Source organism: Muricauda sp. SCSIO 64092, from assembly GCF_023016285.1.
GTDB lineage: Bacteria > Bacteroidota > Bacteroidia > Flavobacteriales > Flavobacteriaceae > Croceivirga.
The window spans coordinates 3,844,300-3,861,646 of record NZ_CP095413.1 but is presented as its reverse complement, the minus strand read 5'-3'; the positions used below and the strand labels follow the sequence as shown (position 1 = coordinate 3,861,646).

Genomic DNA, 17,347 nt, shown 5'->3' with positions numbered 1-17,347 from the left:
TTTCCAAGAAAAAAAGGCCCATCGCTATTGATGGGCCTTTCATTTAAGCTAGGGGATTGCCCTTAAGGCGTTTCTCTATCTTTCGTTTCTTTTCCGTCAGCCGTTTCATGGTATCCATTAAACTGGCATCCTTTGTCTTTTTATATATTTCGTTAATCGCTAAAATAAGTTGTTTGGCCTCTCTTGAAGCAGCAACCCGATCACTTGTCGACATGTGACTCAGGGTCCTATTTTCAAATTCAGTGGCCTTTTCCAATAAATCTGCAGTCATTTCATTAATAATTTCTAATCAATAAATTCCAAAAGCAATAAAAAATGTTCTAGGCTTATGGGTCATCTGTAAGGCATTGCTATTACAACCTCAACTTTGTTTAAGGTTAAAAAGAATACATTTAACATTGCGAGCCAATATAGGTAATTCTCCTAAAAGTAAAGTCATAAAAAATCCTTAAATCACAAAAATATAATGCAAGCATAGGATTTTTTGGAACCCGAATGGTTCATGTAACAAAGGTGGAAATGGACCGATTGAAGCGAATTTTGATGGCCAGGCCCAACCCTGTTTATAGGCTATTGAAAACACCACGGACCATATCCCGCATCCACACTTTTCGACATGCAAAACGGCGGTAATCTATTGGGGGATTTTTTTTTCATACAACTGAAGCACACTATCCAATTCCTGCCTTAACCCCTTATTTTGATGTTCCATGGCTTCCAGCTTTTGTTCTATTTCCACAATTCTTGATACCTCCGTTTTCAAAAACAAAGGTTTAAGGAGACTGTATACCGTAAATAAAAAGCTACAGGTTACTGCGCCTATTAAACCGAACAATAATAAACGTTCCCTTTTATAAATTGCCTTTTCCGTCCGACCCAGATCGGCTTTTTCCTCGGAACTAAGCCTTCTGGTGTTTGACAATTGTTCCAAAAAAATATCCCACCTTTCCTCCTCTTCAATATACAGATCCTTAAAGCCTCCTTCTTCCAAAAACTCCTCCGTATATGCCGTTGATGACAACATAAAGATTTTAACTCCATTGCCACTCATGATATCCAGCAGGTTGTGGTCATGGTCAATAATTTCCCTAAGTAGCTTTTCCACGTACTGTAGACTGTAATTGGGCCTTAGGAACTCATCGTAAAGCAATTGAACTTCAAAATAATCATCCCGCCCGTGGGCATATTCTAGAAACTTGTCCTTGAGTTCAGCCTTGAAAAACTCACTCATTTAAATTGCTGGAGATTGAAAACGGTTAATTCTGTTTGTTCCCTAAAATTAATACAATTCAAAAGCGAACTTTACAACTTTTCATAAAGATTCACTTTTAATAATACTCGAAATTATTTTAAAGTGTGTTTGCGGCTATTCTTGACATTCGAGATCAAAAAATCATACGAATAACTAAAACTAAAATGGACCGAACAATACCCAGGCGCCTAAAAATTGGGGCAATCTTTGAAGGACTATACGATTTCTGCACTAAGGCCTGCCTGCAATAACTTACTGCATCGTGGTTTCAAATCATCGTATTCCCCGGTCTTCACCGTACATTTTCCATTGTAGTGCACAATAAGGGAACACTGTTCCGCTTGTTCGGGGGAATGTTCACAGACATCAATTAGGGTGTTAATGACATGGTCAAAGGTATTTACGTCATCATTAAAAAGGATGATTTCGTTTTGTTTGACCACTTCTTCCTCAAGTAGAAGATCTTCAGAAAGTTTTTCCTTAAGTCCCATTTACCTAATACTCTTCCTCTAATGTACATATTTTACGGCAACCCAGTCATTCTCCACTATTTTTTTTTCAAGTTTTAAATTAAACTCCCCACATTTTGCAGATATCATATCCAAATCGTTCAAATAGAAGCCACTAAGAAATAAGTCACCGGCTTTTTTTAAACAAGAGGCATATATCGGAATATCCTTCAGCAGGATGTTCCGATTAATATTGGCGATAATCAAATCATATTTTTCGTTTCCCAGCACATGGGCATCCCCTTGTACTACCTGTATCTTTTTGCATTGATTACGTTCCACGTTTTCCCGGGCATTTTCGAAACACCAGACATCAATATCCACGGCCATGATATTATCTGCACCCATCATCTCGGTTAGAATTGCCAAAACTCCAGTCCCAGACCCCATGTCCAGTACCTTTTTGCCCGCCATGTTTTCATCCAAAAGCAACTGTAACATCATACGGGTCGTTTCATGGTGACCCGTACCAAAACTCATTTTTGGTTCTATGACGATATCAAATTCCACATTTTCATGGGGATGAAATGGAGCGCGTATCCTACACCGATTCCCCACACTTATGGGATGGAAGTTTTTCTCCCATTCGGCATTCCAGTTTTGTTGCTCGACTTTGGTAAAGGACCATGATATTTCAAAATCGGGATGCTGTGCCACAAATAGGGAATCTATATCCGTTTCGTGCGGGCTTTGATCCGTTTGAACGTAAGCCAAAACCCCATTGTCCGTTTCGACAAAACTTTCAAAACCCAATTCACCCAACTCGGCCATAAGCATGTCCGAGGCAGGTTGTAGTGGCCTTACCAGGAACCTATATTCTAAATACGACACTTAAATGGCCTCAACAATGGCAGTAAAATCATCACATTTAAGCGATGCTCCTCCAATAAGTCCACCATCCACATCCGGTTTGGAAAAGATTTCGGCCGCATTATTGGGTTTAACACTACCTCCGTACAAAATGGCAACCCCCTCGGCAACTTCATCATTGTACGCATCTTTTATGGTTTTCCTTATAAAGGCATGCATTTCCTGGGCTTGCTCCGGTGAAGCGGTCTCCCCTGTACCAATGGCCCAAACGGGCTCATAGGCCAAAATGATGTTATTCCATTGACTTTGGTCCAAGTGGAAAAGGGCGTTCTTAAGTTGACTTTCCACTACCGAGAAATGGTTTCCGGACTTACGTTCCTCAAGTTCTTCTCCAAAACAGAAAATAATCCGCATGTTTTTGTCCAGTGCGGTATTGACTTTTTTAGCTAACAGCGCGTCATCTTCCCCAAAGTAGGCCCGACGTTCCGAGTGGCCTAAAATCACAATCTCCACTCCAATGTTCAAGAGCATGTCCGCCGAAATCTCACCGGTATAAGCACCATTTTCCGCAAAATGCATGTTTTGGGCAGCAACCTGAATTACGGAATTTTGCAACTGCCTTACCGTGGATGCCAGGTTCACAAAAGTTGGCGCCACAATGACCTCGGCCGTTGAATCAGGGAGTTTAGCGGAGAGTTCGGAAAGTAATATTTCCGTTTCGTCCAGATTTTTGTTCATTTTCCAGTTGCCAGCTACTATTTGGGTTCTCATGTGTTGTTTGTTTTTATGTGTTCAGTTTATAAGTTTTAAAAATTTGGATACGTACTTCTTACCACCAACTATTTTGAACTCATTAATCGAATTCCAAGGCATCAAAATCATTATGGTGCTTTTTTTGCAGGATGGTCCCTTTTTCCAAAACCAAGATGGCCGGATTGGAACGTACAATGGTCTTAAGGGTTGTCATATCCGTGAAATAGAAATCAAAGTTTAAATCATACTCTTGGATCACGGCATTGCTTTCGTCCCCTCCCGAGGCAGACATTCCAATAACCTTGTACCCATTTTGTAAAGCCTTGTCCGTGTGTTCCTTGACTTCCGTAAAGGCTTCCAAGTCGCTTTTGGCCAAATCATAAGCAATAACCATGACCAGTTTTGGTTCCTGGAGCATCTCCTCTGTATAATCCCCACCCTCTTTTTCTATGGTGAAATCATGAATGGGAGGTTCGTAACCTTCCTGGATGACCTTGGTCTCCACTCCAATAAAATCACCTTCCACATTGGGATAGGCGCCATTGGTAACATATACTTTTTCCTCGCCATTCTGATTGAATTTCCAGGAAAACTCCTGAACGGGCTTGGGGGCATCTTCAGGGATGATCATTCCTTCCATAATGTTTGCCCCTATCTTGTAGGGCCTAAAATCTATGGATGGCAAGTGGTTCAATACATGGTTGCAAAACCAGATACACAACAGGGTTGCCACACCCATTCCAATCCAGTTGTACTTATCGGAAAACAAGGGTTGGATATACTTTGATCCCTTCCACAAAATCAATATCAAAACCAAAAGCACAATATCCTTGGCAAAAGACTCCCAGGGCGTAAGCTTTACGGCATCACCAAAGCACCCGCAATCCGTGACCTTGTTATAGTAGGCCGAATAAAATGTTAGGAAGGTAAAGAACACGATCATGGCCAAAAGGCTCCAAATGGTGAACTTGGGTTTAAATCCCAGAAGTAACATCACACCCAACAGGACCTCCACAATGACCACAAATATGGATATGGCGAGGGCGTAAGGCTCCAAGAAGGGAAAATCCAGTACCGCAGGGCTAAAATACTCTTCCAACTTAAAGGAGAAACCTACCGGATCATTTAGTTTAATGAACCCACTAATAATGAAAAGCACCCCTACAAAAACCCGTGAAAATCCTACTAAATACTTCATTTTTCCTCGTTCAAGTGAATTAAAGCAAATACAGCGTAGTTGACCATATCCTGATAATTGGCATCCACTCCCTCACTGGCGATGGTCTTGCCTTTATTGTTTTCAATCTCTTTTACCCGTAATAATTTTTGAAGGATCAAATCGGTCAAGGAACTGACCCGCATTTCACGCCAGGCCTCCCCATAGTCATGATTTTTGGCCTCCATCAGGTTTTTGGTTTTTGCTACCTGCCCATTATATAGTTCCAAAGCTTCTTTTGGACTTAAATCGGGCTGATCGGCCACCCCTTTTTCCAACTGGACCAATGCCATAATGGAATAATTGACGATCCCAATAAACTCGGAACGTTCCCCTTCATCCACTTTCTGCACCTCTTTTTCCTGAAGACCACGTATGCGTTGGGCTTTAATAAAAATTTGGTCCGTTAATGACGGAAGCCGTAAAATCCGCCATGCGGTGCCGTAATCTTTTGTCTTTTTTTTGAAGAGTTCCCGACACGTTTCTATAACCGTATCGTATTGTTTTGAGGTTTGCTGCATCTATCTGCTATTTTGCGTATTTTCAGCTCTCTTTTTAAAGACTGTATACACTTGTCAAAGATAATTGAAACTCACGAAACCAAAACGCTCCCAATGACCATAAACTGCAACGGAAGACTCCTGGATTTGACCACTCCCAAAGTCATGGGAATTCTTAATATTACCCCGGATTCCTTTTATGACGGTGGTAGGTACAACAACCCGGCATCCATTGTACAACAGGTGGAACGCATGCTTAAGGAAGGGGCATCCCTAATTGATATTGGGGCCCATAGCTCCAAACCCGGGGCAAAGGACGTTAGTGAGGATGTAGAACTGCACCGTGTACTGCCCGTTGTTAACTTAATCCTGAACGAATTTCCCCATGCCGTTTTGTCCATTGACACCTTTAGAAGTAGGGTTGCCAAAAAATGTTTGCAGGTAGGGGCCGCAATGATCAATGACATTAGTGGTGGGTATTTGGACCACAAAATGATGGCCACTGTGGCCGAATTCCAGGTACCCTTCATTGCCATGCATATGCGCGGGACGCCACAGACCATGAAATCAATGACTACCTATGACGATATGCTAAAGGAAGTCCTTTTTTACTTTTCCGAAATCATCGCGAAAGCAAGGGATTTAAAAATAAATGATCTTATTCTTGATCCGGGCTTTGGATTTGCGAAAACCGTGGAACAAAACTATAGGTTGCTCCAACACCTGGACCTATTCAAGAACCTAGAGCGCCCCATACTTGCTGGAGTAAGCAGAAAGTCCATGATTTACAAAACCTTAGGGTGCACTCCGGAAAAAGCCCTAAATGGCACAACGGCACTGCATATGGCCGCTTTGGAAAGGGGGGCCAATATTCTTAGGGCCCACGATGTTCAAGAGGCCATGGAATGCATTCGCCTATTTCAGGCATTGGAATCCGTAAAAATGGCCTGAACCAACATTTTACCTAATTTTACAAAAACGCACTACCATTGGAGTTTTTGAATTTCCTGGAATTTAAGATTACCGATTTTATAGACATCATACTGGTTGCGGTATTGCTATACTATATCTACAAATTGGTAAAGGGAACGGTCGCCATTAATATATTTATTGGAATTGTCATTGTCTGGGCCCTTTGGAAATTGACCGAACTGCTGCAAATGAAGATGATCAGTAGCATGGTAGGTGGGTTTATGAACATTGGTCTAATTGCTTTGATCATTGTTTTTCAGCAGGAGATACGAAAGTTTTTACTCCTTATTGGATCAACCAATTTTGCCACCAAACGAAGTTTTATCCGTCACTTTAAATTTCTGAAACAAGAGGCCCTTCCTACCGATGTTGACGTGGATGCCATTATAGGGGCCTGCAAAAATATGGGCATTAGTAAGACCGGGGCCATTTTGGTAATAGAACGGAACAACAATCTTGACTTTGTCAAATCTTCCGGGGATAAAATGAATATTGAGATTACACAGCCCATTATAGAAAGTATCTTTTTTAAAAATAGTCCCCTGCATGACGGGGCGACAATCATCCAGGAAAATTACATTACCGCTACAAGGGTCATATTACCGGTCTCCAATGAACGGAACATTCCGTTACGATTTGGACTTCGCCATAGGGCGGCTGTTGGCATTACCGAGAAAACGGATGCGCTCTGTCTGGTGGTCAGTGAAGAAACAGGGATGATATCCTACATTAAAAATGGTGAGTTCGTGCTTTACAAGAGCCTTGAGGAACTTACCGAAATGATTAAAAAGGATTTAACCTAATGAATTGCAAAACATGTGAAAACACCTTACGCTCGGACTTCAGTTATTGTCCATCATGTGGTGCTAAAATCGTCAGGAATCGACTCACCCTAAAAAATATTTGGCAGGACTTAAGCTTTCAGGTATTTAATCTGGACAACACCTTATTGAAGACCTTTAGACAGCTGTTCACCAAACCCGATGTGGTCATTGAAAGCTTTATTTCGGGGGCAAGGAAGAAATACATGAATCCCGTTAGCTATTTTGCCATTGCCATCACGCTTTCCGGGCTTATGTTCTACATACTCAGGAATTGGTACCACATCAACCTCACCGAGAACAACCTGAATCAGACGAATGCCCCAAACATGGAATTTATCTTTGATTACCAAGGTCTTTTGTCCTATCTGTTAATGCCGGTTTACGCTTTGATGACGTGGATATTGTTCCTTGACATCAAAAAACTCAATTTTACGGAGCATCTGGTAGCCAACACCTATACCACAGCTCAAATGTCCTTTGTCCAGGTCGTGATCGCCATACCCTTGTTTGGTTTTTTCAACATCAATTACCAAAACTTCAACTGGCTCCTTTTACTGTTCTCCGTTTCTTTTCAGTTTTATGCCTTTAAGAAGTTACACAAGGTAGGGTTCTTCAATATTGTCCTAAGGGCAATCGCATACTTGGTCATGTTCGCTTTTGTAATGTTGGGAATAGGCGTTCTTATCTTGATAATTGGCCTGCTGACCGGTACTATAAATCTTGAGGATTTTAGACCAAAATAGCACTAGGCCAATTCCTCCTGCAAAAATTGCGCCTGATATAGATCACTATAGTACCCATCTTTCTTAAGAAGTTCCCGATGGGTTCCCATTTCTACGATTTGGCCCGAATCCATAACAATGATCTTATCCGCCTTTTTAACCGTGGCCAACCGATGTGCTATGATAATTGAAGTCCTGTCTTCCGTAATCTTATTGGTTGCCTCTTGTATGAGCCGTTCCGTATACGTATCGACGGAAGAGGTGGCCTCATCCAAAATCAGGATGCCCGGATTGCTCACATAAGCCCTGAGGAAGGCAATCAGCTGCCGTTGACCACTGGAAAGCATAATGCCCCGCTCTTTTACATTGTATTCATAACCACTGGGCAGTGTACTGATAAAATCATGTACCCCTATTTGCTTTGCCGCTTCTTCAATATCCTTAAGGGAGATGCTGTCATCCTTTAGGGAGATGTTATTCGCAATGGTATCCGCAAAAAGAAAAACATCTTGGAGCACCACGGCAATATTGGAGCGGAGCGATGCCAATTTAAATTCCCTGATATCGATGCCATCAATGGAAATGCTTCCTGAATCAATTTCGTAGAACCTGTTCAACAAATTAATGATAGTTGATTTTCCAGCTCCGGTAGCCCCTACAATTGCAATGGTTTCGCCTGCATTGGCCGAGAAGGAAATCCCATGCAGCACTTCTTCATTTTCTACATAACCGAAGCGGACATTGGAAAATGAAATGCTGCCCCTTACTTTAGGGATTTCCCGGGTCCCCGTATCCGATATATGACTGTCCGTATCCAAAATCCTAAAAACCCTATTGGCCGCTACCATTCCCATCTGTAGGGTATTGAACTTATCCGCTATTTGCCTTAACGGCCTAAACAACAATTCCATTAAAAAGAAAAAAGCCACTATGGTCCCCACATTGGTATCCTGCATGGTCTCAATTTGCTGGATTACCCCAAAATAAACCACCAAGCCAATACCTATGGAGTTGGAAATCTCCGCAACTGGAAAGAAAATACTATTGTACCAGACCGTTTTTAGCCATGCATTTTGGTGTTTTTCATTGATTTCCCTGAACTTTTCCTTCTCAATGGCCTCCCTGTTGAACAATTGCACAATTTTTATGCCCGCTATACGCTCCTGAACAAAGGAATTAAGATTGGCCACTTGGGCCCGTACATCAATGAATGCAACCTTCATGGCCCGTTGGAACAATCGTGTTGCCACCAAAATCACGGGAAGTATGGCAAAAACGATCAATGCCAAACGCCAGTTCATAACCAACATTACCCCGGCGGCTGCCACCATTTTTAAAACATCGGCAACGATCACAAAAAATCCCTGGCTAAAGATTTCCCCAATACGCTGCATATCGGCAACTGCCCTGGTGACCAACAACCCTATGGACGATTTGTCAAAATAGGTCATTTTAAAGGCCATCATTTTTTGGAAGAGCCTCATTCGTAAATCCTTGATTACGGACTCCCCCAGCAGATTGGCAAAATAATTGAACATCAATTGAAAAATGACCTGTCCCAGCAAAACCGAGCCCATGACCAATATAGCGGTTAACAGTTGTTCATCATTCCGGGCGTCCAAGGCCTTATTGATGATGTATTGCACTATGATCGGGGTAAAAACCGCAAAAGCAGCCGATAGAATTCCCGATAGCACTACGGTCACCAAAATCGAAATATAGTTCCTGGCGAAGCCGAAAACCCGTCTAAAGAGTTTAAAATCAAACGCTTTCCCTATCTCCTGCTCCTTGCTCATTCAAAAATGGTTTCTGGATATATGACTCTGGTCAAATATAATCCTTTTGCCGGCACCGATGCACCCGCTTTTGACCTATCCTTGCTTTCTATAATGGTCTTAATTGCACCAGGTGTTATCCTTCCAAGACCAACTTCCAGTACTGTTCCCACTATGGCCCTTACCATATTCCTTAAAAAGCGATCCGCCGTAATGGTAAAGACCAGTTTTTCCGGTCCTTCAGTCCAAAAAGCACTTTTAATATCGCAAATAAAAGTCCTTACATCCGTATTTGATTTTGAGAAACACTCAAAATCACGATATCCCTTTAAAATTGAAGCAGCCTCGTTCATGGCATCGATATCCAAAGGTTTTACAATACAATGGGCGCTGGTGCTATAAAACGGATTTTTATGCTGAACGATCCAATATTCATAAGTGCGCTCCAAGGCATCAAAACGGGCGTGGGCATCGGGTTTAGCGGTTTTAAAACCTTGAATCGCAATATCATCCGGCAAAAACGAATTCATTCGAAACACCAAATTCCCAAAATCCAAGTGCTGGTTACTATCAAAATGGGCATACATCTGTTTTGCATGCACACCGGCATCCGTCCTACCCGCACCTACCACATGTATTTGCTCCCTCAAAAGCGTGGACAGGGCTTTTTCCAAGACTTCTTGTACCGTTATGGCATTAGGCTGGTTCTGCCAGCCATGATAAGCCATGCCATTGTATGAAAATGCTACGAAATACCGCAAAAGCTGCTTTTTTTCGGTGGTTAAAGATACTTTAAACCCAAGGCCATATCGGACAACAATCTTTTTTTAGCATATTTTTAGCGTATGACTAAAATTCTTTTGCTTTCGGACACCCACGGCCACATGGACAAAACGATTCTCAAGTATGCGCAACAGGCCGATGAAATCTGGCATGCTGGAGACATTGGTGATCTAATGGTCACAGATGCATTGTCCAACCTAAAGCCGTTAAGAGGTGTGCATGGCAATATAGACAACCATACAATCCAACGGGAATTCCCGGAGCACAACCGATTTATGTGTGAAGGGGTGGATGTTTGGATAACCCATATTGGGGGATATCCCGGAAAATACAATAGTAGGGTCAGGGAAGAAATCCAGAAAAACCCTCCCAGGTTATTTATCTGTGGACACAGTCATATTTTAAAGGTAATGAACGATAAGAAATTAGGGGTTTTGCATATGAATCCAGGGGCATGTGGTAAGCATGGATTTCATCAGGTCAGGACCATGTTACGGTTTACCATTGATAGGGAAAAAATTGAAGGTCTTGAAGTAATTGAATTGGGAAAAAGATGAAGGCAACAACACTTACTTTTATCCTTTTGACATTTCTTATGGGAACCTGCCATGCCCAAGATTCAAAAGTCTCCTTGGCGGTTTTGGGGACCGTTCAAGATGCGGGAAGTCCCCATATTGGTTGTGAAAAGGAATGTTGTGCCCTTCTTTTTGAAAAACCCGATCCCTCACGGATGGTCGTCGCATTGGGCATTATTGACCATGGGAATCAAAAAACCTTTCTTTTTGAAGCTACCCCGGACATGCCAAGGCAATTGAAAACACTAAAGCGGTTAGCTGGAACCCCTGCAGAAACCCCAAACGGCATATTTTTGACGCACGCCCATATTGGGCATTATACGGGTTTAATGTATTTGGGAAGGGAAGCTTTGGGAGGTAGGTCCATACCCGTGTATACCATGCCCAAAATGGAGGCTTTTTTGGAAAACAATGCGCCTTGGAGTCAACTGGTGGCTCTACGGAACATAACCCTTGAGCCTTTAGCGAACAAAACCAAGGTTCAAATCACATCAAACCTTTCGGTACTTCCCTTTACGGTTCCACATCGGGACGAATTCTCGGAGACCGTAGGCTATAAAATCACCGGCCCGAACAAAACCGTTCTTTTTATCCCCGATATCGATAAATGGGACAGATGGGAAACCGTCATCGTCACAGAGATTAAAAAAGTGGATTATGCCTTCTTGGACGCCACTTTTTTTGACGGGAATGAAGTCGCCAACCGGGACATCTCGGAAATCCCCCATCCTTTTGCCATAGAGAGTATGGCACTTTTTCATGACTTACCAAAAAAAGAAAAGGCAAAGATTCATTTCATACATTTCAACCATACCAATCCTTTGCTCAATGAAAACAGCAAGGAACATGGCCTTGTTCGCGAAAAAGGTTTCAACATTGCAAAGGCGGGCAGTCTTTTTAAACTCTGACCAGGACTATTTGTAAGTGTTTCCATTAATTCCGTCTAATAGGGAAATCATTAACGTAAACCCAGATAAAAATGTATCCATTACGATCGGCAGCGCTCTTACTGTCCTTGCTCTTTGTATCATGTGTACAACAGACAAAGAAAACGACCGAAACCTCCAACGAGGTATTGGAAAAATTACCCGCTTATGATACCTCGGACCCGCAGGGTATGTTGACCGCCATTGAACATGCCTACGGTGGATGGGGGGATTTATGGAAAAAAGGCGATGTGGAATTTAGCTACCATTACCACGACCCCATACTGAAAAAGACCGATTTATCTACTGAACGTTACCTATTTGGCAATGAAGCTTCTTATGGGCATTACACCCAACACGAAATCAATGTGATGCCAGAAGCCGAAGGGGAAGTCACCCAATATTTTGACGGTGAAAAAACCACGGTAATGCAAAATGGGAGAATCAGTGAAGACCCCCAGGCCAATGCGGTAGGGGCTTTTTTAAGGAGGGCCAATTATTTTTGGTTTGTTATGCCCTATAAATTAAATGATAGCGGGACCCTTGTATCTTACGAAGGGCCGGAAGAGCATAACAACATCGTATATGACAAGATAAAGGTAACCTATGATCCGGCACTGACGGGCAAGGAGCAGAATGATGCGTATATCCTCTTTATAAATCCGGATACCAAATTGATCGACAGATTTTACTTTTCGTTGCCATTTATGGGGGTAAATGAGCCCGTATTGATTGCGAATTACGAGTATGAGGATATTGATGGCCAAATGATATCCACAAAACGGACCTATTTTTTACCCAATACGAAAGGGGAATATGGAACTGAACCTAGTTTGGTGCAGACCATGGGCAATGTAAGGTTTGGAAACGGTTTTACCATTGAAAATATAACGGAATAGGGCAGGCTTGCTCCCCTATAATTAAAAACCCCGACCGAAATGGTCGGGGTTTTTTCGCACTAATACTACTAAGATGTTAGGTCTAACGTAAACGATCAACAGATTTTACAAGATCTTCATCCTTTTTGATGGCCCTGTTGGCCAGAACCAGAAAAACGATAGAAAATACAGGAATCAGCATCCCAATACCCTTCTCAGAGACTTGCGTCCCTCCGGATAAGTTTAGCGATCGATAAACGAAAAATCCTAGTAAAAAAAGGTTCACTATTAAGTTCAATCTATTTAGAACAAATTGATGTTGTCTTTTCTTAAAAAGGAAAATGGCAATAATTGCAAGAACGGCCACTACCACAAACGCTGCCAAAATAGGGAAATTGTCCTTGGCGTAGATCACCATCCCTTCTTTCAACGTCCAAAGGGAAACCGTCCACGGAAGTGCTCCAGAACATAGGGCAACCAAAGCAAGGAACAATGTCTGAATACGTTGAATCATCCTTTTTGTTAAGTGGACTGCAAAATTACGTTGGTTTATTGACAATTTGCCATTGTTCTTTTAAATATTTTTGTATACTTGTATCGTTATTGATTAGAATACTTGCCTAGGGAGATCTGTCCCCCATAGTTAAATCCAAGTAACGTTTACTTCAAAATTCAGATTTTACGTTTAACCTATTGCTTATTTAATGTTTGAGATAACTGACTTAAAAGCCAAAAAACTGCCCGAGTTGCAGGAAATTGCCAAGGAATTGAACATTCCGAAATTTAAAGCCCTAAAAAAATTGGATTTGGTATACCAAATCCTGGATGTACAGGCATCCAATCCCTCCGTTGTGGCCACTGGCACCGAAGACAAGCCCAAGGAACAGAAGCAAAAAAGGACCAGGACCCCAAAAAGGGCCGAGGCCTCCAATACCCCAAAGGAAGAAGCCACAAGAAAAGAAGAACCTAAAAAAGAGGTTTCAAAAAAAGAGGTGCAGAACGAAGACGGAAAAAAGGAACAAAATTCCGCGCAGGTCGATCAACACAAACAAAATGGCCAGCACAAACACCAGAACAGAAGAAATCATCAAACTCAAAGAAACAATCCACAAGATAGACGAAACAGCAATTTTGATAAGGATTTAAAGAACAGGTACAAGGAACCGGAGTTTGAGTTTGATAGTATTATAGAAAGTGAGGGCGTACTGGACATTATGCAGGATGGATATGGTTTTTTACGATCTTCCGATTACAACTACCTATCATCCCCGGATGATATTTATGTATCCCAGAGTCAAATACGTCTTTTTGGCCTAAAAACCGGTGACACCGTTTTAGGTAACATAAGACCTCCAAAGGAAGGCGAAAAATACTTCCCACTGATCAAGGTGAACAAAATAAATGGTCTCGATCCCCAAGTGGTGCGCGACCGAGTGGCGTTTGAACACCTGACCCCCCTATTTCCAAGGGAAAAATTCAATGTCGCCCATGGGCAAACCACCCTTTCCACAAGAATTGTGGATTTGTTTTCCCCTATAGGAAAAGGGCAAAGGGGTATGATCGTGGCACAGCCAAAAACGGGTAAAACCGTATTGCTAAAGGACATTGCCAATGGAATTGCCGCCAATCATCCGGAAGTCTATCAAATTATCTTGTTGATTGACGAACGCCCGGAAGAGGTTACGGATATGCAGCGTAACGTTCGTGGTGAAGTGGTAGCTTCCACATTTGACAAAGAAGCCAGTGAACATGTGCGTGTGGCCAATATCGTCATCGAAAAGGCCAAACGTTTGGTGGAATGCGGGCACGATGTGGTTATTCTATTGGATTCCATTACACGATTGGCAAGAGCGTACAACACCGTACAGCCCGCTTCCGGAAAAGTACTCTCCGGTGGTGTGGATGCCAATGCCCTTCACAAACCAAAACGCTTCTTTGGCGCCGCACGGAACATAGAGAATGGCGGTTCATTGTCCATCATAGCCACGGCGCTGACCGAGACAGGTTCCAAAATGGACGAAGTCATTTTTGAGGAATTCAAGGGAACAGGTAATATGGAACTACAGTTAGATCGAAGAATCAGTAACCGAAGGATTTTCCCTGCTATTGATTTGATCTCTTCCTCTACCAGAAGGGATGATTTGCTGCTTGATGAGCAGACCATTCAACGTATGTGGATCATGAGAAAATATTTGGCCGACATGAATCCCGTGGAAGCCATGGAATTTATGGAACAACGCATGAAACAGACGCGAAACAACGAGGAGTTTTTAATGACGATGAACGAATAAATAGCAGAATTACAAGTGAAATGACCCAATGATACTTTCATTGGGTTTTTTTGTGCCTTGAAATGGCATTAAAATTAAATAACTTATGATTTGCATTATTTAATAGTCTTTTTCTTACTTTTAATGGATTTATATTTATTTAATAACACTTTAAAATCTTTAGTATGAATAAAGGTTTGATTAAAAAAGACACCAATATTGCCATCCTTGAGCAATACTCGTCAAAAGTTGTTGCACCAGCCAAATTGATTTCCCTGGTAAAGGCGGTCACCTACTACAACAATTTCTACAATACCCGTATCGCTTTTGACAATAGCGACAAGACAAGGGCAGTTTGGTTTGAGTTTGAAATGCTGGAAAGTTATTTTGAGCGGGTAACCTCTTTTTGTAGTGAGCAAAACATTGAAATTACTAGGTTTGTTTTCTTGCTTGGTGCCGAGGATAATGGCAAAAGGACAGTATTTCTAGCACCTGCCACCTATGATGAACGTTTGGATTTGCACCGTGCTTTTTCTTTTGACAATGGAGAAATCACCTATCTCCATCGTTTTGCCGGAGAAAATTACTCAACTGAAACCAAGCTAGATCGGTTACAATCTCCGGACCAAAGCTTGGTACTATCCAGTTCTGGCCACATTTCCTCAGCGAGAGCAATCCAACTTTACAATAATTATTATGATTTTGTAACCGGACCTTTTTCAGAAACCGTTGAGTTTGATACACGATTCGTTTGGTACGAAAAAGGGGAATACGAAAAATATCTTACTTACTTAAAAACCCAAAGTAAGGAGTATGATCAAGAACTCACCGGGGTCAATGTCATTTTCGCTTCTATTGACAATAGTCCATTGGAAGGGGAATATTCAAATCATTTGACTTTATTTTTTGCACCGACAATAGAGAATAACACTACCCTACTCAATTTGAAATCAAATGAAAGACTTGATTTAACCAAGGAAACATGGAAATTCATAAATTCAAAAAATGATTTTTCCCAAACTTCTTCAATGTTCAATTATGGGAATAGTGGACCACCTCCTGTTCAATGGGATTAATCCATATCCTTTTTAAAGCATAACCCTAGCTTGAATGGTTAGGGTTTTTTGTTAAAATTTTAAGGCAAAACCCCTATCTTTAGAATCAATTCCCCTAGTATTTTAACCCTTAAAACACAAAACCTGTGAAAATGAAGAATCTTAGCTTAGCAAGAACAAGCACCGGAATTCTTAGCGTATGCCTTATGGCATTAGTTTCCTGTAACCCCCAACAAAAAAAAGAGACAGTACCCGAAATGGCCGATGAGCCCATGGAAGAAGTTAAAGCTCCCAAGGAAATCATCTCGTTGGAAGAGGCCAAGGTACTATGCGAAAACTATCAAAATCGAAGAATCCCCGATATTGTTGAATTTGAAATGGGGGATAGGGATTCCGAAGAAAAATTCATGCCCACCCAATTTGTAGCCTTTAAATTGGAAACCCTAAAAAGGTATATCAAATATGTAGAACGAAAAGCGAGAAAGGCTGAAGTGGATGCCGACAGTTTACGAATTTATTTTGGGAACTATGGAAAAGAAGGTAGGGACCCCAATAGAAATACGGTTTTTATCCTGCCCACTGCTAAAATAGCCAATGACTATGGTGGTTTTTACATTGGTGGGGATGGTCAGGCGAAATTGATTCGAAATTATTGGCCAAAAGCAGAAAATGGGGGCCAAGAAGGAGAGCCCAAATCCAAAGCTTCCTTTATACCGACCTTTGATACCGGTTTAATGCAAGGTGATGGAAGTTTGATTTTGAACCATGGGGGTTCAGGTCCGCCTCCAGGTAGCGATTTTTAATAAATATTTCCAGAATTGTTGGAACTAATTCAAAATTACTTCTTTCTTCCTGTTTATTTCATTGCTTTGGCAGTGTCAATTTTTCATTATAAGAAATATTTTGACACTGCCCTTAGATACTTTCCCTTAATTATCGCTTACACCTTCTTCAACGAACTCTTGGGTAATTTTATTCGGTATAATGAAAACTTTGCCTTTTTCCCCAAGACTACAAATTCCAATCAAATAATTTATAACATCTATATCGTAATCTTCTTCTCGTATTTCTTTTCAACCTTTTATACTCTAATCAGTAACAAAATATTTAAGATGATTATTGGCATTGCTTCCTTTATAACTCTTTTATCATATATAATCAATTCATTTTATCAGAATCCTTTAAAGAGTGATTTGATTTATTCCAATGCCATAGGTTCATGGACCCTATTGATTTGTTGTACACTATATTTCCTTGGTCTTAAACCTAGTTTCCAATGGCAATCGGATAAATACAACCTAATGGTCTGGATTGCATTTGGGCTAATAGTTTTTTATTTATTTTTTCCTCATTTATTCTTGGTCGGGTATTCCAGATTGGATCTTTGGGAAAAATATAATTTAAGGACAATACTAAAAATACTCATTGTCATAATGTATACCTTTTTTTGTATAGGTTTTATCGTAAGTCGAAGAAGGGCTTTTAGATAAGATTTATATAGTTGGGCAGATGAAAAATGCCCCTTTA

The 17,347-nt window shown here is 41.3% G+C and carries 19 protein-coding genes; 9 read left to right on the top strand and 10 right to left on the bottom strand.

The features are described from left to right. Positions 1-43: 43 nt before the first annotated feature. The 7 genes from L0P88_RS16100 to L0P88_RS16070 form a co-directional block, all read right to left on the bottom strand. Positions 44-271, bottom strand: coding sequence for a hypothetical protein (locus L0P88_RS16100; protein WP_247130952.1), 228 nt, complete (start codon positions 269-271; stop codon positions 44-46). Positions 272-634: 363 nt separating this feature from the next. Then, positions 635-1,231, bottom strand: coding sequence for a hypothetical protein (locus L0P88_RS16095; RefSeq protein WP_247130951.1), 597 nt, complete (start codon positions 1,229-1,231; stop codon positions 635-637). A 236-nt stretch (positions 1,232-1,467) separates the two neighbouring features. Then, positions 1,468-1,743: an ATP-dependent Clp protease adaptor ClpS gene (locus tag L0P88_RS16090; RefSeq protein WP_158779809.1), complete on the bottom strand. Its 276-nt coding sequence runs from the start codon at positions 1,741-1,743 to the stop codon at positions 1,468-1,470. An 18-nt stretch (positions 1,744-1,761) separates the two neighbouring features. Beyond that, the gene (gene prmA, locus L0P88_RS16085) at positions 1,762-2,592 is read right to left on the bottom strand and encodes a 50S ribosomal protein L11 methyltransferase (protein ID WP_247130950.1); all 831 of its coding nucleotides are present in this window, start codon (positions 2,590-2,592) and stop codon (positions 1,762-1,764) included. Further along, entirely contained in the window at positions 2,593-3,342 is a 750-nt protein-coding gene (tpiA, locus tag L0P88_RS16080) for a triose-phosphate isomerase (protein WP_247130949.1), read from the bottom strand. A gap of 82 nt (positions 3,343-3,424) precedes the next feature. Continuing rightward, entirely contained in the window at positions 3,425-4,522 is a 1,098-nt protein-coding gene (locus L0P88_RS16075) for a BT_3928 family protein (RefSeq protein WP_247130948.1), read from the bottom strand. Then, positions 4,519-5,061, bottom strand: a complete 543-nt coding sequence (locus tag L0P88_RS16070; protein WP_247130947.1) for a DUF1599 domain-containing protein — start codon at positions 5,059-5,061, stop codon at positions 4,519-4,521. The genes L0P88_RS16075 and L0P88_RS16070 overlap by 4 nt, the downstream gene beginning before the upstream one ends. 93 nt (positions 5,062-5,154) lie before the next feature. On the opposite strand from L0P88_RS16070, the gene folP reads away from it, so the two are divergent. Genes folP through L0P88_RS16055 form a run of 3 tightly spaced genes read left to right on the top strand, consistent with a single transcriptional unit; the run spans position 5,155 to position 7,579 of the window. Continuing rightward, positions 5,155-5,991: a dihydropteroate synthase gene (gene folP / locus L0P88_RS16065; RefSeq protein WP_247130946.1), complete on the top strand. Its 837-nt coding sequence runs from the start codon at positions 5,155-5,157 to the stop codon at positions 5,989-5,991. A 38-nt stretch (positions 5,992-6,029) separates the two neighbouring features. Then, positions 6,030-6,815, top strand: coding sequence for a diadenylate cyclase (locus L0P88_RS16060; protein WP_247130945.1), 786 nt, complete (start codon positions 6,030-6,032; stop codon positions 6,813-6,815). Then, positions 6,815-7,579, top strand: coding sequence for a DUF3667 domain-containing protein (locus L0P88_RS16055; protein WP_247130944.1), 765 nt, complete (start codon positions 6,815-6,817; stop codon positions 7,577-7,579). The genes L0P88_RS16060 and L0P88_RS16055 overlap by 1 nt, the downstream gene beginning before the upstream one ends. Positions 7,580-7,581: 2 nt before the next feature. On the opposite strand, the gene L0P88_RS16050 is transcribed toward L0P88_RS16055, so the two are convergent. Further along, on the bottom strand, positions 7,582-9,354 hold the full coding sequence (locus tag L0P88_RS16050) for an ABC transporter ATP-binding protein (RefSeq protein ID WP_247130943.1): 1,773 nt from the start codon (positions 9,352-9,354) through the stop codon (positions 7,582-7,584). After that, positions 9,351-10,094, bottom strand: a complete 744-nt coding sequence (truA, locus tag L0P88_RS16045) for a tRNA pseudouridine(38-40) synthase TruA (protein WP_247130942.1) — start codon at positions 10,092-10,094, stop codon at positions 9,351-9,353. The genes L0P88_RS16050 and truA overlap by 4 nt, the downstream gene beginning before the upstream one ends. Positions 10,095-10,178: 84 nt before the next feature. Here truA and L0P88_RS16040 point away from each other — a divergent pair, with 84 nt between their 5' ends. The 3 genes from L0P88_RS16040 (at position 10,179) to L0P88_RS16030 (ending at position 12,516) form a co-directional block, all read left to right on the top strand. After that, positions 10,179-10,673, top strand: coding sequence for a metallophosphoesterase family protein (locus tag L0P88_RS16040; RefSeq protein WP_247130941.1), 495 nt, complete (start codon positions 10,179-10,181; stop codon positions 10,671-10,673). Beyond that, positions 10,670-11,599: an MBL fold metallo-hydrolase gene (locus L0P88_RS16035; RefSeq protein ID WP_247130940.1), complete on the top strand. Its 930-nt coding sequence runs from the start codon at positions 10,670-10,672 to the stop codon at positions 11,597-11,599. The genes L0P88_RS16040 and L0P88_RS16035 overlap by 4 nt, the downstream gene beginning before the upstream one ends. Positions 11,600-11,670: 71 nt before the next feature. After that, the gene (locus L0P88_RS16030) at positions 11,671-12,516 is read left to right on the top strand and encodes a DUF6503 family protein (RefSeq protein WP_247130939.1); all 846 of its coding nucleotides are present in this window, start codon (positions 11,671-11,673) and stop codon (positions 12,514-12,516) included. 82 nt (positions 12,517-12,598) lie between these two features. Here L0P88_RS16030 and L0P88_RS16025 read toward each other — a convergent pair whose 3' ends face one another. Beyond that, the gene (locus L0P88_RS16025) at positions 12,599-13,009 is read right to left on the bottom strand and encodes a DUF4293 domain-containing protein (protein WP_247130938.1); all 411 of its coding nucleotides are present in this window, start codon (positions 13,007-13,009) and stop codon (positions 12,599-12,601) included. A 190-nt stretch (positions 13,010-13,199) separates the two neighbouring features. Here L0P88_RS16025 and rho point away from each other — a divergent pair, with 190 nt between their 5' ends. The 3 genes from rho to L0P88_RS16010 all read left to right on the top strand — a co-directional run bounded on the left by rho (position 13,200) and on the right by L0P88_RS16010 (position 16,623). Next, the gene (rho, locus tag L0P88_RS16020; RefSeq protein WP_247130937.1) at positions 13,200-14,786 is read left to right on the top strand and encodes a transcription termination factor Rho; all 1,587 of its coding nucleotides are present in this window, start codon (positions 13,200-13,202) and stop codon (positions 14,784-14,786) included. Between the two features lie 164 nt (positions 14,787-14,950). Then, complete coding sequence (locus L0P88_RS16015) at positions 14,951-15,841, top strand: hypothetical protein (RefSeq protein WP_247130936.1); 891 nt, start codon at positions 14,951-14,953, stop codon at positions 15,839-15,841. Positions 15,842-15,972: 131 nt separating this feature from the next. Then, positions 15,973-16,623: a hypothetical protein gene (locus L0P88_RS16010; protein ID WP_247130935.1), complete on the top strand. Its 651-nt coding sequence runs from the start codon at positions 15,973-15,975 to the stop codon at positions 16,621-16,623. The last annotated feature ends 724 nt before the right edge of the window (positions 16,624-17,347 follow it).